Source organism: Planomonospora algeriensis, assembly GCF_977012225.1.
The window spans coordinates 1-1841 of record NZ_CDRNDK010000786.1 but is presented as its reverse complement, the minus strand read 5'-3'; the positions used below and the strand labels follow the sequence as shown (position 1 = coordinate 1841).

Genomic DNA, 1841 nt, shown 5'->3' with positions numbered 1-1841 from the left:
CGTCTCCGGCCGCCCGCCGGAGCTGCCCGGCGTCGAGCGCATGATCGGCCTGTTCGTCAACACGCTGCCCGTCCGGGTACGGCTCCGCCCGGACGAGCCGCTCGGCGACCTGCTGCGCAGGCTCCGCGACGAGCAGGCCGAGCTGCTGCCCCACCACCACCTCGGCCTGACCGAGATCCGGCGCGGCCCGTTGTTCGACGCGCTGCTGGTGATGGAGAACTACCCCGTCGACCCGCGCACCGAGATCGGCGACCTGCGGCTGACCGCCGCGGACGTGGCGGACGCGACCCACTACCCGGTCACGTTGCTGGTCATCCCGGGGGAGCGGCTCCGGTTCCGCCTGCAGTACCGGCCGGACGCGTTCACCGAGGCGGAGGCCGTACGCCTGCTGGACCGGTTCCGGCACCTGCTCGGCACGCTGGCCGCCGAGGCGGGAGCGGGGGAGACCGGGTCCGGGCGGGGCGCGGAGCGGGAGATGCCCGGCATGGAGCGGGAGGCGTCGAGGGCGGGGCGGGGAGCGGGACCGCAGACGCCCGTCTCCCGGCTCGCCGTGCTTCCGGCGGTCGAGCGGGACCTGGTCCTACGGGGGTGGAACGCCACGGAGACGGATGCCATGGAGGCGGACGCCCCGGACGGCACCGCCGGGAGGGCCCCGGACGGTCCGCCGCCCGGCACCCTGGCTGAGCTGTTCGAGGCGCAGGCGGCCCGCACCCCGGACGCGCCGGCGCTGGTGTCCGAGGACGAGGAGCTGAGCTACGCCGAACTGGACGCCCGCGCGGACCGGCTGGCCCGGCTGCTGGCCGCGCACGGTGTCGGGCCCGAACAGGTGGTGGGACTGCGGCTGCCCCGCTCCCTGGACCTGGTCGTCGCGATGTACGCGGTGGTCAAGGCGGGCGGCGCCTACCTGCCGATCGACCCCGGCCTGCCGGAGGAGCGGGTCGCCGCGATGCTGGAGGACGCGCGCCCGGTCCTGGTGATCGAGCCGGGATGGCCGGCCGCGGCCGACCCGTCCGGCTGCCCGCAGCAGGGTCCGGGCGCACGGGCGGTCCCGGAGAACCCGGCGTACGTGATCTACACCTCAGGCTCGACCGGCCGCCCTAAGGGCGTCGTCGTGACCCACTGCGCGATCGTCAACCGCCTGCGCTGGGCCCAGGCGCGGTACGGCCTGCGCCCCGGCGACCGGGTGCTGCAGAAGACCCCGGCGGGTTTCGACGTATCGGTCTGGGAGTTCTTCTGGCCGCTCCAGGTCGGCGCGACCCTGGTCGTCACCCGGCCCGACGGTCACCGGGACCCGGCCTACCTCGCCCGGGTCATCCGCGAGGAGCGGATCACGACCGTGCACTTCGTCCCGTCGATGCTCGCCGCGTTCCTCGACGCCGTCCCCGGGCCGTCCGGCGGGGACTCCCGCGAGGACTCCGGAGCGGGGACGGGATCCTCCGGCACGAACCCGAACCCGAACCCGGAGCTGAGCCCGGATCCGGAGGCGTGGCCGCTGCGCAGGGTCCTCTGCAGCGGGGAGGCGCTTCCGCCGGACCTCGCCGACAGGGCCGCCGAGCGGCTGGGGGCGCCGGTGCACAACCTCTACGGCCCGACCGAGGCCGCGGTGGACGTCACCGCGTGGGAACACCGTCCCGAGCCCGGCGCGACCTCCGTGCCGATCGGCCGACCGGTGTGGAACACCCGTGCCTATGTGCTGGACGGCTGGCTGCGGCCGGTCCCGGCCGGTGTGCCGGGGGAGCTGTACCTGGCCGGGGTCCAGCTGGCCCGGGGGTACGCGAGCCGAGGCGCGTTGACGGCGGAGCGGTTCGTGGCGTGTCCGTTCGGGTCGTCCGGTTCGCCGG

General features: G+C 75.6%; 1 protein-coding gene. It reads left to right on the top strand.

Annotated features, from left to right (window positions below):
* Positions 1–1841: non-ribosomal peptide synthetase (locus ACWJ6R_RS35760; protein ID WP_449066451.1), on the top strand; the 1841-nt coding region annotated here is incomplete at both ends.